Below are 12,039 nucleotides of genomic sequence, written 5' to 3'. Positions count from 1 at the left end.
GACAGAAGGTCTCGATTCGGGTGGTGTCGTTCCAGGAAACGACACCGCTCGAGTCGATTCTCCGGTTGCGGCAATCACATTCCCGCGCTGCGTCGTAGGCCTTGTGTCACTCACCGAGGGACTTGTGTCACTCGTCGGTGTCACCCGTTCAGACCACTGCGCGTCAGCCGCTGCGCCGCAGTCGTCGTCCCGGCCGCGACCGGGCAGGCTCCCACCGCCTGCGCCAGACCCGACGGGGGCATGCCGCTCGCGATCGTCTCGTGCTCCCCGATCACATACGTCTCATGCCAGATGCCGACCGAGTCGGTGCCGGCGAGTTCGCGGTTGAACCACCGCCAGACCGGGAGATGCGGCGCGCCGGCGTCGGCGGCGAAGCGCCTGATGTCCTCGGCACTGCGCCAGTACGACACCACCATGAGCGAGCGCCCCAGGTAGAGCTGCGCCGACAGCAGGCCCGCCTCCGGGTTGCGCCGGAGGTGGATGAGCATCTTCGGCATGGCGGCCAGTACGGCCAACCAGGCACGTACACGCCACGGACGGGTCACCCGCATCCCGATCAGGAACAGCGCGGTCCCCTCCGGCGGAGAAAGGGTGGTCGTCCGCGCCCCGCCGGGTCGTCGCGCACCGGTGGATCGTGCCATGTCTGCCTCCGAAGGTTTTGTAACACTGTTACGAAACGATGTTATGGAACGATGATCCGCGTGGCAAGACCCCGTGTACACACCGACGACGTGCGTGAGAAGTTGCTGGACGAAGCGGTCCGCATCGTCGAGGACGGCGGGTTGGGCGCGTTGTCGGTGCGGGACGTCGCCCATGCCGCGGGCACGTCGACGTCCGCGGTGTACTCGTTGCTCGGCAGCAAGGAGGGCCTCGCCCGCGGGGTACTCCTCCGCGCATTCGCGTCCTTCGAGGCCGCGCAGACGACCGCCACGATCGACGGCACCGACCCCGACGGCGAGACCGCCGATCTCACGGGTCTGGGAATCGCCTATGTCGGCTGGGCGCTGGAGCACCCGCGGCTCTACGAGTTGATGTTCGGGGAGGCGCGTTCCGGCATCGAACCGACCGAGGAGACCAAGGCCGCCGCCGCGCGGGCGATCGGACCGCTGCGCGAGGGCGTCTCGCGGGCCATCGAAGCCGGCGTCTTCCGCGACGCGGAAGTGGACACCGTGGCCGCGTCGTTGTGGGCCCAGGTCCACGGTTCGGCGCTGCTCCTGCTCGCCGGCCACTACCCCGCCGGGGCCGATCCCGTCGCCGCGACGTACGCCGTCATCGACGGTTGGCGCGCCGTCGATCGCTGACGCCACGAGCCGATTAGGGTGTGGACATGGCAGGGCGCAGCATGGACTTCGATCCCATCGCCGAGGCACGGGACAACTGGACCGAAGCCGGATGGAGCGACGTCGCCGACGGCATGGTGGCGGTGACCTCGGTGATGCGCGCACACCAGATCCTGCTCGCCCGCGTCGAGGCCGCGTTGCGCCCCTTCGATCTCAGCTTCTCCCGATTCGAACTCCTCCGGCTCCTGGCATTCTCACGTCAGGGCGCACTCCCGATCACCAAGGCCAGCGATCGTCTGCAGGTCCACGTCACGAGCGTCACCCACGCGATCCGTCGCCTCGAGGAAGGCGGCCTCGTCCGCCGCGTCCCGCACCCGACCGACGGGCGCACCACCCTCGTCGAGATCACCGACCTCGGCCGCTCCACCGTCGAGGACGCCACCAAGACCCTCAACGAGGAGGTCTTCGCCGACGTCGGCATGTCCGACGGCGAGATGGCCGGCCTCGTCGGCGCCATCCAGTCGCTGCGGAAGCACAACGGGGATTTCTGAGCGGTATGACGTTGTGCCCGGAATCCGGGTTCGACGTCATACGGAACACCGGCGCTCCGGTCGCTGGAACCGAGTTGGTGTCGTCGGCGTCGAATCTTCATGGACATCACCGAACTGACCGTCCGCAGAGATGGCGTGTTCTCGGCCCGAGAGGCTCTCGAATGCGGCGTCAGCTCGTCGACGATCCAACGCAAGGTGGCCGCCGGAGAGTGGAGAGCGGTGACGCGCGGCGTCTATCTCGTCACCGGACATGCCCGTTCGGCACGCGCGCAGGCGCGGATCGCAGTCCTCTCGGTACATACCGATGCGGTGCTGGGAGGTGCGGCTGCCGCCTGGTGGCTGGGCCTCCACGATGCCGAACCCCGTAAACACATCGTCTTCACGAGGACGCGGGGCGCCGCCCGCCGATCGTCGGCGACGGCGTTGACCCGATACCGGCACCTTCACGACGCGGACATCACGGAGTACCAGGGACTTCGGGTCACCGAGCCGGCACTGACCGTCCTGGACGCCTCCCTCGACCTCGGGATGAGCATCATCGACTCGACTCTGTTGACGAAACGGGTCACCGTCGAGGCACTCGACGCCGCGCACACCCGCTACCCGAGGCGGCATCGCGCAACACGCGCGGCCTCCTATCTGCGACTTCTCGGCGACGGCGCGAGATCGGAAGCCGAGCGGCTCACCGTGAATCTGCTGACGACCGGTGGCGTCTCGGGCTGGATCGCGAACATGCCCGCGTTCGGCTACATCATCGACTTCGCGATCCCCCACGTGAAGGTCGCGGTGGAGATCGACGGATTCGCGTTCCACCGTGACGCCACCGCATTTCGGCGGGATCGGTTGAAGCGCAACCTGCTGGTCGCGAACGGATGGACCGTACTCAACTTCACGTGGACTGACCTCGTCGAGCGCCCGACCGAGGTCGTCGAGGAGGTCAAGGGCGCACTTCACCGAGCTGCCAGCTGAAAACAGTATGACGTTGTGCCCGGAATCCGGGCACAACGTCATACGGAACTGCAGGTGGTGCGGTACTAGTGCAGCGAGGTGATGATCGCGCTGAAGTCGAGATCAGCGTGCTGCTCGGCGAAGCCGCGGTACAGCTGCGCGGCGTGGCTTCCGAGCGGGGCGCGGGAACCGGTGCTGGCGACGGCGTCCATCGCCAGACCGAGGTCCTTGTTCATCAGTGCGGTGGCGAACCCCGGCTTGAAGTCGTTGTTCGCCGGCGAGGTCGGGACCGGGCCGGGAACCGGGCAGTTGGTCTCGATGGCCCAGCAGTTACCGGTGGCACCGGTGACCACGTCGTAGAGAGCCTGCTCGTCGAGGCCCAGCTTCTGCGCGAGGACGAACGCCTCGCCGACCGCGATCTGCTGGACGGCGAGCAGCATGTTGTTGCACACCTTCGCCGCCTGGCCGGCACCCGCCGCACCGCAGTGGATGATCTTGCCCGCCATCGGATCGAGGGTTCCGCGTGCGGCGGAGAAGGCCTCGTCCTCGCCGCCGACCATGAAGGCCAGCGTGCCCGCGGTGGCACCCTTGACGCCACCCGACACCGGCGCGTCGACCTGGGCGAACCCGTGGTCGACGGCGCGGCGGTGGATCTCCCGCGCATCGTCGACCGAGATGGTCGACGAGTCGATGAAGAGCGCACCGGTCGGGGTGGCCGGCAGGACCTCGTCGTAGACCTTCTTCACGATGCCGCCGTTGGGCAGCATGGTGATCACGACCTCGGCCCCGGAGACGGCCTCGATGGCCGCGGGGAACGTCTCGATCCCGTTGGACTTGGCGGTCTCGACCGCGTCGGGCGACAGGTCGAACCCACGCACAGTGTGGCCGGCCTTGACCAGGTTGGCGGCCATCGGGCCACCCATGTTGCCGAGACCGAGGAAAGCGATCGTCGTCATTGTCTTTGCTCCCTAAAGTGTTTGCCTGCGAAAACCATTGCGTTGCAGCGAGTTCGCGTCAGCTCTCCCGGTATCGGGACGCGATCGAACGGCCGAGGACGACCCGCATGATCTCGTTGGTCCCTTCCAGGATGCGGTGCACACGGAGGTCGCGGACGATTTTCTCGATTCCGTACTCCGACAGATACCCGTAGCCGCCGTGCAGCTGCAGCGCCTGGTCGGCCACGTCGTAGCAGCTGTCGGTGACGAACCGCTTGGCCATCGCACACTGCTCCACCTTGTCGGGGGCGTTGTCGTCGAGTGCGGCCGCCGCATGCCACAGCATCAGCCGTGAGGTCTGCAGCGAGGTCGCCATGTCGGCGAGCGTGAACCGGATGGTCGGCTCGTCGAGCAGCGAGTTGCCGAACGCACGACGACTCGAGACGTACGCGGCCGCCTTGTCGAAGGCCGCCTGGGCACCGCCGAGGGACGACGCGGCGATGTTGAGCCGGCCGCCGTTGAGGCCGTTCATCGCGATGCCGAACCCGATGCCCTCGGTCTCGGCGAGGAGGTTCGACGCCGGGACCCGCACCTCGTCGAGGACGACCTGCGCGGTGGGCTGGGCGTTCCAGCCCATCTTGTGTTCCTGCGCACCGAAACTCAGTCCGGGGGTGTCCTTCTCGATCAGGAAGGTGGAGATGCCCTTGGGACCGGCGTCGCCGGTGCGGGCCATCACCACGTACAGATCCGACGACCCGGCACCGGAGATGAACTGCTTGACCCCGGTGAGGACGTACTCGTCACCCGAACGTTCGGCTCGGGTGGCGAGCGCGGCCGCGTCCGATCCGGCGCCCGGCTCGGTGAGGCAGTAGCTCGCGATGGTCTCCATCGTCGCCAGCCGCGGCACCCACTTGTTGCGCTGCTCGTCGGTGCCGTAGTGGTCGATCATCCAGGCGCACATGTTGTGGATGGAGAGGAACGACGCGACGGCCGGGTCGGCGTAGGCCAGCTGCTCGAAGATCCGCACTCCGTCGAGGCGACGGAGTCCGCTGCCCCCGGCGTCCTCGGAACAGTAGATGGCACCCATCCCCAGTTCGGCCGCCTCACGGAGTTCGGCCACCGGAAAGTGTTTGGACGCATCCCATTCCAGCGCATAAGGCGCCAGCTTCTTGGCCGCGAAGGCCGCCGCGGTCTCGACGATGACGCGTTCGTCACCGTCGAGCCGCGCGACCGCAGCCTCGGCAAGTGTGGTCATCTGGGCCGCACTCAGTCCATCGTCGGGATGACGAACTCGGCGCCGTCCTTGATGCCCGACGGCCAGCGCGTGGTGATGGTCTTGGTCTTGGTGTAGAACTGGATCGACGCCGGACCATGCTGGTTGAGGTCGCCGAAGCCCGAGCGCTTCCATCCACCAAAGGTGTAGTACGCCACCGGGACCGGGATCGGCACGTTGACGCCGACCATGCCGACGTCGACGCGTGCGGCGAAGTCGCGGGCCGCGTCGCCGTCCTGGGTGAAGATGGCGGTGCCGTTGCCGTACTGGTGGTCGGTGGCCAGCGCGAGGGCTTCCTCGTAGTCGGCTGCGCGAACGATCTGCAGCACCGGACCGAAGATCTCTTCCTGGTACGAGGTCATGTCCTTGGTGACATGGTCGAACAGGGTCGGTCCGATGAAGTAGCCCTTCGAGATGTCCTCATCACCGAAGGTCTGCTCGTTGCTGGTGCGCTCGCGGCCGTCGATGACCAGCTCGGCACCCTCCTCGACGCCCTTGGTGATGTAGCCGCGGACACGCTCGAGGGCGGCCGCGGTGACCAGGGGGCCGTAGTCGGCCTTGGGGTCGAGGCTGTGGCCGACGCGCAGCGCGTTGACGCGGTCGATCAGCTTGGCGCGCAGACGATCTGCGGTCTCCTCGCCGACCGGGACCGCGACCGAGATGGCCATGCAACGCTCGCCGGCACTGCCGTAACCGGCACCGATCAGCGCATCGACGACCTGGTCGAGGTTGGCGTCGGGCATGATGATCATGTGGTTCTTGGCGCCACCGAAGCACTGCGAACGCTTACCGTGTGCGGCTGCGGTCGAGTAGATGTACTGCGCGATGTCCGAGCTGCCGACAAAGCCGAGGGCCTTGACGTCGGGGTGGGTGAGCAGCGCGTCGACCGATTCCTTGTCGCCGTGGACGACCTGGAAGACGCCGTCGGGAAGCCCTGCCTCGGTGAACAATTCAGCTAGGCGGACCGGAACCGACGGGTCACGCTCGCTGGGCTTGAGGATGAAGGCGTTACCGCAGGCGAGGGCAGGACCGGCCTTCCACAGCGGGATCATCGCCGGGAAGTTGAAGGGCGTGATGCCGGCGACCACACCGAGCGGCTGGCGGACCGAATGCACGTCGATGCCACTGCCGGCACCTTCGGTGAACTCACCCTTGATGAGATGCGGGATGCCGATGGCGAATTCGATGACCTCGACGCCGCGCTGGATGTCCCCGAGGGCGTCGGCGTGGGTCTTGCCGTGCTCGAGCGACAGCGTGGTCGCGAGCTCGTCGGCGTTCTTGTTGACCAGGTCGACGAAGCGCATGAGGACGCGCGCACGACGCTGCGGGTTCCACGCGGCCCACTCCTTCTGCGCCTTCGAGGCGGTGGCGACGGCCGCAGCGACCTCGTCGGTCGAGGCCAGCGGAACCTGCGCCTGCACGGCACCGGTGCTGGGGTTGAAGACATTGGCGAAGCGACCGCCCTCGGCGGTGACGCGCTTGCCGTTCAGGAAGTGCGGGATGGACGGGACTGCGGGAGCGGACACTTCGATCACCTTTGATTCTTGTCGGGGTTGTCGGGTCGGGGTCTCGGCCTCGGGGCGGGACGTCTATTCGGGGGTTGCGTGGGCCTGCCTCGTCGGCGTCCGGGCCGGCGGCGAGCACCCCGATCTGCCGAATGCGGGGTCATGGCCTCTGTCACAACATAGTAGGACATCCAAGTATTTCTTCCAACCCCTTCCGACCTGCGATTTAGCAGTCGGGAGCGGGTTAGGTTACCCTCGCTGGCGAAAAGCCGACGTCGAGAGGAGTTCTGCAAATGTCGGTCGTCATCCTCTACGGAACCGAGACCGGAACGGGAGAGCTCGTCGCAGACGCGATCGCGGACGCGCTCAACCAGCACGATCCCTCGATCTATGACATGAGCGAGTACGCGGTCGAGGACCTCGTGCCCGAAGACTTCCTGGTGATCGTCTGCTCGACATACGGCGAGGGCGAGCTGCCCACCGGTGCCGAGCCCTTCGCCGACGAACTCGAGAGCGTCAACCCCGACCTCGGCGGGCTGCGCTTCGCGGTGTTCGGACTCGGCGACTCGATCTACGACACCTTCAACCGCGGCGGCGAGATCGTCGCCGAGATGCTGACGAAGCGCGGCGCCGTCCAGGTCGGCGAGCACGCCCGCCACGACAACTCGTCGTCGATCAAGCCCGCGAAGCAGGCCGAGGAATGGGCCGAGGGCATCGCCGAACTGATCGAGGGCTGATCACACCCGCTGACAGCACCAGCTGATCTATGCCGCCGGCCGTCCCTCGGCCGGCGGCATCTCCATCTCGGCCGCCACGGCCTGCTCGTATCCGCGCACGGCCGACAGCTTCGCCAGCTCGCACACCGCGCGGACCATGATCGCGAGCACGATGCCGAGGAACAGCGCCGTCGGCACCGAGACATTGAGGTTCTCGCCGAGCAGCAGGACGCCCAGCACCATCGCGACGGCCGGCTCGGCGACGGTCATGGACGGGAACGACGTCTGCAGGTCGCCCGCCCCGAAACCGAGTTGCTGGGCGATCACCGCGCAGACCACGACCAGCACGAACAGGTAGATCTCCGGCTGGAGGAAGGTCCGCCAGAACTCGTGGGTGATCTGGAAGATCACGGCCTTGACCAGCAGCGCCGACACCCCGAAGAGCGTGCCCGCCACGAGTCCGTAGAACAGCGCCTTGTAGTGCGGGCTGGAGCGCTGGGCGCAGATCACCAGCGCCACGACGATGCCGATGACGGCGCCCACGGTGCATCCCAGCAGCAGCGCGTCGGGGCGTCTCAGCGACGGTTCCGGCCGCGAGACGATCAGGAACGTCGCGACGCAGGCGACGAGCACCCCACCCCACGCCCACTCGACGGGTGCGGGGTGCCGGTGATCCGCCCACGCCTCCAGCGGTAGCGCGAAGAGGACCGCGAGGACGACGAGCGGCTGCACCAGCAGAATCGATCCCAGCCCCAGGGCCGAGGCCTGCAGCCCGAAGCCGCAGAGCGCGATGGCGGCGCCCACCCACCATCCGATCGTGATCGCACCGTTGACCCGGGACGCACGCTGACGCAGCACGGTGCCGGCCGCGATCATCAGCGCCGCCAACACCGCCAGTAGCGCGGGTACCCAGGTGTGCACGCCCACAAGGGTAAGGGCGACGCGGACCCCACGCCCGAATCGGGCATCACCGGCAGACGGTCGACCCGGTGTCGCAACGTCGGTAACCAGCACCGACGGCGTACATTCGGAAATCATGCGGTATCGGTCGGATCTGGAACGCCTGGCCACCCTCGACGCAGCCGCGATCGAGCGTGCCTGCACCGACTGCACGACGCTGGACGAGTTCATCGGTTGTGCGGTCGACGAACACCTCGAATTGGATGCGCTGGCCGATGAGGCCGAGGCGCTCGACGACCCCGAGCACGCCGCCTTCCTGCGCCAGGAGGCGTCGGCCTGGCGCGCCACCGTCCGCCTGCTCCGCACCATCGCCGCCGATCCGGATGCCTATCCGGCGGAGCACCGGCGGACCGGAACCGCATGAGCGACGCACGGACCCTGATCCTGATGCGTCACGGGAAGTCGGGCTATCCCCCGGCGACGCGCGACCACGACCGCCCACTCGCCGAACGCGGCGACCGGCAGGCCGCGCTCGCCGGACGCTGGATGGCCGACGAAGGCCTCCGTATCGACGCAGTGCTCTGCTCGACGTCCACCCGGACCCGTCAGACCCTCGAGCGGACCGGCGTCCGGGCGCCGGTCACCTACGTCGAGGACATCTACGGCGGTGACGCCGACGACGTGCTGGAGACCATCCGCATCCATGCGCCGGCCGACGCGGCCACCCTGCTCGTCGTCGGACACGAACCCGGGATGCCGCAGACCGCGCTGACGCTCGATCCCGCCGGACCGATCGACCGGTTTCCCACATCCGCCTATGCGGTACTCACCGTGTCGCAGCCGTGGGATCGACTCGGCATGGCCCCGGACCCCGACGCCCGCCTTGTCGGCGTCCGGATACCCCGCGAGGAGTGACCGCGGCTGCTCGACCCGACACCGAGCATTGGAGCGCGTATGCGTGAGACCCAGCGGACCATCATCGACGCCCTGGGGGTCCGCCCCGCCATAGATCCCGCCGACGAGGTGGAGCGACGAGTCCGGTTCCTCGCCGACTACCTGGACGCGGTCGGCGCGTCGGGGTTCGTGCTCGGCATCTCCGGCGGCGTCGATTCGACCCTCGCCGGGCGCCTCGCCCAGATCGCGGTGGAACGCGTCCGGGAAGACGGAGGCGACGCGGTGTTCGTCGGCATGCGTCTCCCCTACCGGGTGCAGCACGACGAACACGACGCCGTCGCGGCCGTCGACTTCGTGGCGGCCGACGAGACGCTGACCGTCAACGTGGCGCCGGGCGTGGACGCCCTGAACGACGAGATCACCGGGGCGACGGGCGCCACGCTCACCGACTTCACCAAGGGCAATGCCAAGGCGCGACACCGCATGGTCGCGCAGTACGCCGTCGCCGGGGACCGCGGGCTGCTGGTGATCGGCGCCGACCACGCGTCAGAGAACGTGACCGGATTCTTCACCAAGTTCGGCGACGGGGCGGCGGATGTCCTGCCGCTGTCGGGTCTGAACAAGCGCCAGGGCAGGTCGCTGCTGCGCCACCTCGGTGCGCCACGGCAACTGTGGGAGAAGGTCCCGACCGCCGACCTGCTCGACGAGAAGGCGGGCCAGACCGACGAGGACGAACTGGGCCTGACCTACGACGAGATCGACGACTACCTCGAGGGTCGCGAGGTCCCCGTCGAGACCGCGGAGAAGATCGAGGCCGCGTGGCATCGCAACCGCCACAAGCGCACCACGCCGGTGGAACTCGACGACATCTGGTGGCGGGCCTAGCAGGCACACATCGCGGACGCGTGTACACAGCGCGCAGTGCTCGGGTGCCAGGCCGTTTACTGTTGTCGACGTGTCTGTCTACGCAAACGGCTTCGTTCGGGTCGCGGGTGCGGTGCCCGTGCTCACGATCGCCGAACCCGCCGCGAATGCCGTACGCACCATCGAGCTGATGCGACAGGCCGCCGGCGACGGCGCCGCGCTCGTGGTCTTCCCGAGCTGGGGCTCTGCGGCTACAGCATCGACGACCTGTTCCACCAGGACGCGCTGATCGAGGGATGCCGCGACGCGCTGACCGAGATCGTGGCCGCCAGCAGCGGTCTCACTCCGCTGATCGTCGTCGGTCTGCCGATGGTCGTCGGCGACGGATTGTTCAACTGCGCCGCCGTGATCCGCGACGGTGCGGTCCTCGGCGTCGTCCCGAAGTCGTACCTGCCGAACTACCGCGAGTTCTACGAGCAGCGGTTCTTCTCGGCCGCCCGCGACGCCGTGCCCACCATCGTGATCGTCGACGGCGAGGAGGTCCCGTTCGGGGCCGATTTGATCTTCGAGGCCACCGATCTGCCCGGCTTCGCCCTGCACGTCGAGATCTGCGAGGACGGCTGGGTGGCCATCCCGCCGAGCACGTGGGCCGCCCTCGGCGGTGCGACCGTGCTGGCCAACCTGTCCGGCAGTCCGGTCACCATCGGCAAGGAGACCTACCGGAAGAACCTGTGCACAGGGCATTCCGCGCGCACCATCTCCGCGCACGTCTACGTCGCGGCGGGTTACGGCGAGTCCACCACCGACCTCGCCTGGGACGGCGACGCCCTCATCACCGAGAACGGTTCCCTGCTGGCACGGAGCCAGCAGTTCGCGACCACCGATCAGGTCATCTCGGCCGACATCGACCTCGACCGGCTGCGGCAGGAACGCATGCGGATGATCAGCCTCCGCGACCAGGCCGGTGATCACTCGGAGCAGCTGAAGTCGTTGCGCCGCATCGGTTTCTCTTTCGGGGAGCTCGGCGGCGACGATGATGTGCTGCGTCGCGTCGTGCCCCGATTCCCTTATGTCCCGGCCGATTCCGCCGATCTCGACGAGCGTTGCGCCGAGGTCCGCCACATCCAGGTGCAGGGACTGGCCCAGCGCCTGCGGTCGACGGGAATCGACAAGATCGTCATCGGCGTCTCCGGCGGCCTCGATTCGACGCTCGCGCTGCTCGTCGCGGTCGACACCTTCGACCGGCTCGGCCTGCCGCGCACCAACATCCTGGGTTACACCATGCCCGGCTTCGCCACCGGCGGCGCGACGCTGCGCCGCTCCCACGTCCTGATGAACTCGCTGGGCGTGAGCGGCAAGGAGATCGACATCCGGCCGTCGTGCGAGCAGATGCTCGCCGACCTCGACCACCCCTACTCCCGGGGCGAGAAGGTCTACGACGTCACCTTCGAGAACGTGCAGGCCGGGGAACGCACCTCGCATCTGTTCCGGCTCGCCAATCACCACGGCGCCATCGTCCTCGGCACCGGCGACCTGTCCGAGCTCGCCCTCGGGTGGTGCACCTACGGTGTCGGCGATCAGATGTCGCACTACAACGTCAACGGCTCGGTACCGAAAACCCTTATCCAGCACCTAATCCGGTGGATGATCAGCAGCAGCCACCATTCGGCGGAGACCAGCGAGGTGCTCGCCGAGATCCTCGACGACGTCATCTCCCCCGAGCTCGTCCCGGCCGGCGACGACGGCAGGATCCAGTCCACCGAGGACACCGTCGGACCCTACGAACTCCACGACTTCTTCCTCTACTACGTGACCCGCTTCGGGTTCCGGCCGACGAAGGTCGCCTACCTCGCCCGGCAGGCCTGGGGTGACCGCTCGCGCGGCCCCTGGTCGGAACTGCTGTCGGAGGACAAGCGCAACGAGTACGACGCCGCGACCATCGAGCACTGGCTGGGGATCTTCCTCAAGCGCTTCATGGGCAACCAGTTCAAGCGCACCGCGATGCCGAACGGCCCGAAGATCGGTTCGGGCGGTTCGCTGTCGCCGCGCGGCGACTGGCGTTCGCCGTCCGACGCGTCGGCGCGGGTCTGGCTCGACCAGCTCGCGGGCGGCAGCTCTGCTGGTTGAGTAGGTCCGAGCCCCAAGGGCGAGGGCCGTATCGAAATCAGCAGAG

General features: G+C 67.8%; 12 protein-coding genes and 1 pseudogene. 8 read left to right on the top strand and 5 right to left on the bottom strand.

The annotated features are described in order from the left end of the window. Positions 1 to 140: 140 nt before the first annotated feature. Complete coding sequence (locus BLU62_RS29300; protein ID WP_074853999.1) at positions 141 to 641, bottom strand: DUF4188 domain-containing protein; 501 nt, start codon at positions 639 to 641, stop codon at positions 141 to 143. Between the two features lie 51 nt (positions 642 to 692). On the opposite strand from BLU62_RS29300, the gene BLU62_RS29295 reads away from it, so the two are divergent. From BLU62_RS29295 to BLU62_RS29285, 3 genes are all read left to right on the top strand, one after another. Next, the gene (locus tag BLU62_RS29295; RefSeq protein ID WP_074853998.1) at positions 693 to 1,301 is read left to right on the top strand and encodes a TetR/AcrR family transcriptional regulator; all 609 of its coding nucleotides are present in this window, start codon (positions 693 to 695) and stop codon (positions 1,299 to 1,301) included. Positions 1,302 to 1,327: 26 nt separating this feature from the next. After that, positions 1,328 to 1,831 (top strand): MarR family winged helix-turn-helix transcriptional regulator, encoded by a 504-nt coding sequence (locus BLU62_RS29290; protein ID WP_074854321.1) that lies wholly within the window; start codon positions 1,328 to 1,330, stop codon positions 1,829 to 1,831. Between the two features lie 99 nt (positions 1,832 to 1,930). Next, the gene (locus tag BLU62_RS29285) at positions 1,931 to 2,800 is read left to right on the top strand and encodes a type IV toxin-antitoxin system AbiEi family antitoxin domain-containing protein (RefSeq protein ID WP_074853997.1); all 870 of its coding nucleotides are present in this window, start codon (positions 1,931 to 1,933) and stop codon (positions 2,798 to 2,800) included. Between the two features lie 65 nt (positions 2,801 to 2,865). On the opposite strand, the gene mmsB is transcribed toward BLU62_RS29285, so the two are convergent. From mmsB to BLU62_RS29270, 3 genes are read right to left on the bottom strand one after another with little or no spacing between them, the layout of a single operon-like run. Next, a complete protein-coding gene (gene mmsB, locus BLU62_RS29280) occupies positions 2,866 to 3,735 on the bottom strand; it encodes a 3-hydroxyisobutyrate dehydrogenase (RefSeq protein ID WP_074853996.1) in 870 nt (289 codons plus the stop codon). 58 nt (positions 3,736 to 3,793) lie between these two features. Beyond that, positions 3,794 to 4,969: an acyl-CoA dehydrogenase family protein gene (locus BLU62_RS29275; RefSeq protein WP_074853995.1), complete on the bottom strand. Its 1,176-nt coding sequence runs from the start codon at positions 4,967 to 4,969 to the stop codon at positions 3,794 to 3,796. Positions 4,970 to 4,980: 11 nt separating this feature from the next. After that, on the bottom strand, positions 4,981 to 6,513 hold the full coding sequence (locus tag BLU62_RS29270; RefSeq protein WP_074854320.1) for a CoA-acylating methylmalonate-semialdehyde dehydrogenase: 1,533 nt from the start codon (positions 6,511 to 6,513) through the stop codon (positions 4,981 to 4,983). Between the two features lie 272 nt (positions 6,514 to 6,785). On the opposite strand from BLU62_RS29270, the gene BLU62_RS29265 reads away from it, so the two are divergent. Then, positions 6,786 to 7,229: a flavodoxin domain-containing protein gene (locus BLU62_RS29265; RefSeq protein ID WP_074853994.1), complete on the top strand. Its 444-nt coding sequence runs from the start codon at positions 6,786 to 6,788 to the stop codon at positions 7,227 to 7,229. A 27-nt stretch (positions 7,230 to 7,256) separates the two neighbouring features. Here the strand turns inward: BLU62_RS29265 and BLU62_RS29260 are convergent, their stop codons facing one another. Next, the gene (locus BLU62_RS29260; RefSeq protein WP_074854319.1) at positions 7,257 to 8,129 is read right to left on the bottom strand and encodes a DMT family transporter; all 873 of its coding nucleotides are present in this window, start codon (positions 8,127 to 8,129) and stop codon (positions 7,257 to 7,259) included. Between the two features lie 115 nt (positions 8,130 to 8,244). Between BLU62_RS29260 and BLU62_RS29255 the strand changes: the two genes are divergently transcribed. From BLU62_RS29255 to BLU62_RS29240, 4 genes and pseudogenes are all read left to right on the top strand, one after another. After that, positions 8,245 to 8,532, top strand: a complete 288-nt coding sequence (locus tag BLU62_RS29255) for a hypothetical protein (RefSeq protein WP_074853993.1) — start codon at positions 8,245 to 8,247, stop codon at positions 8,530 to 8,532. After that, positions 8,529 to 9,023, top strand: coding sequence for a SixA phosphatase family protein (locus BLU62_RS29250; protein ID WP_074853992.1), 495 nt, complete (start codon positions 8,529 to 8,531; stop codon positions 9,021 to 9,023). Before BLU62_RS29255 ends, BLU62_RS29250 begins: the two co-directional genes overlap by 4 nt. 39 nt (positions 9,024 to 9,062) lie before the next feature. Then, on the top strand, positions 9,063 to 9,887 hold the full coding sequence (nadE, locus tag BLU62_RS29245; RefSeq protein ID WP_074853991.1) for an ammonia-dependent NAD(+) synthetase: 825 nt from the start codon (positions 9,063 to 9,065) through the stop codon (positions 9,885 to 9,887). Between the two features lie 70 nt (positions 9,888 to 9,957). Further along, a pseudogene (locus BLU62_RS29240) lies at positions 9,958 to 11,993 on the top strand (NAD(+) synthase). Positions 11,994 to 12,039: the final 46 nt, after the last annotated feature.

Source organism: Gordonia westfalica, assembly GCF_900105725.1.
In the GTDB taxonomy this organism is placed as follows: Bacteria; Actinomycetota; Actinomycetes; order Mycobacteriales; family Mycobacteriaceae; genus Gordonia; species Gordonia westfalica.
The sequence above is the reverse complement of the archived record's forward strand: the minus strand, read 5'-3'. Positions and strand labels throughout refer to the sequence as shown.

Bases quoted from the DNA above. Each gene is read 5' to 3' on its own strand.
- BLU62_RS29300 (WP_074853999.1), bottom strand. From the start codon at position 641: ATGGCACGATCCACCGGTGCGCGACGACCCGGCGGGGCGCGGACGACC.
- BLU62_RS29295 (WP_074853998.1), top strand. From the start codon at position 693: ATGATCCGCGTGGCAAGACCCCGTGTACACACCGACGACGTGCGTGAG.
- BLU62_RS29290 (WP_074854321.1), top strand. From the start codon at position 1,328: ATGGCAGGGCGCAGCATGGACTTCGATCCCATCGCCGAGGCACGGGAC.
- BLU62_RS29285 (WP_074853997.1), top strand. From the start codon at position 1,931: ATGGACATCACCGAACTGACCGTCCGCAGAGATGGCGTGTTCTCGGCC.
- mmsB (WP_074853996.1), bottom strand. From the start codon at position 3,735: ATGACGACGATCGCTTTCCTCGGTCTCGGCAACATGGGTGGCCCGATG.
- BLU62_RS29275 (WP_074853995.1), bottom strand. From the start codon at position 4,969: ATGACCACACTTGCCGAGGCTGCGGTCGCGCGGCTCGACGGTGACGAA.
- BLU62_RS29265 (WP_074853994.1), top strand. From the start codon at position 6,786: ATGTCGGTCGTCATCCTCTACGGAACCGAGACCGGAACGGGAGAGCTC.
- BLU62_RS29255 (WP_074853993.1), top strand. From the start codon at position 8,245: ATGCGGTATCGGTCGGATCTGGAACGCCTGGCCACCCTCGACGCAGCC.
- BLU62_RS29250 (WP_074853992.1), top strand. From the start codon at position 8,529: ATGAGCGACGCACGGACCCTGATCCTGATGCGTCACGGGAAGTCGGGC.
- nadE (WP_074853991.1), top strand. From the start codon at position 9,063: ATGCGTGAGACCCAGCGGACCATCATCGACGCCCTGGGGGTCCGCCCC.